This is a genomic window from Vibrio sp. 1288, from assembly GCF_033344475.1.
Genome location: NZ_JAWPOX010000788.1, coordinates 1 through 603, shown reverse-complemented (window position 1 = coordinate 603; position 603 = coordinate 1). Strand labels below are relative to the sequence as shown.

At 45.1% G+C, this 603-nt stretch carries 1 protein-coding gene; it reads right to left on the bottom strand.

Features of this window, described 5'->3' with window-relative positions; genetic code table 11:
* Window positions 1-477: LacI family DNA-binding transcriptional regulator (locus R8O11_RS29375; RefSeq protein ID WP_318195142.1), on the bottom strand; the 477-nt coding region annotated here is incomplete at its 3' end.
* Window positions 478-603: the final 126 nt, after the last annotated feature.

Here is a 603-nt window from a genome sequence, read left to right as displayed (position 1 = left end):
ACTTGGCGTTTCGGTGTGTTCTTCGTTGGTGCAGTTCAGCAGCACAGTCGGTAAGGAAGTTGTGACGCGTTGCTGCTCCAACTCTCGCGTCATACTGGATGCGTAAACCAAACCTGCGTAATCACCGCCGTTGATCTCCGACTCAATCTTGCTTGCCAACACTTCATCATGGCTGTAATTGAAGGTCACCAATATGTAGTCGTTCGACCACGCTTCTTCTCTCGTTGCATTGATGGCATCGATAAATGGGTCATAACTGGTTAAGCCGTTGATCACCAATGCGATCTTTTTAGGACGTCCCAAAGCATGGGCAACCTTTTTGTTTTTGTAGCCAAGTGATTCTGCGGTTTCGAGCACTTTACGTTTGGTCGCTTCCGCGATTTTTACGGAAGTTGAGCCATTCAATACCAGCGATACGGTCGACTGAGAGACGCCAGCCGCCGCCGCAATGTCACTCATGGTGATTTTTTTAGCCATTCTGTTCTTTTACGTAATTTCGTTAGCTAAAGATATTAGCTAAAGATTAAGTTCGGATCATCCTTTAAAGATGAAGATCACAAAAGTAAGTCAGAGAAACTTAAAAGCTGTGATTTTCACCACGTT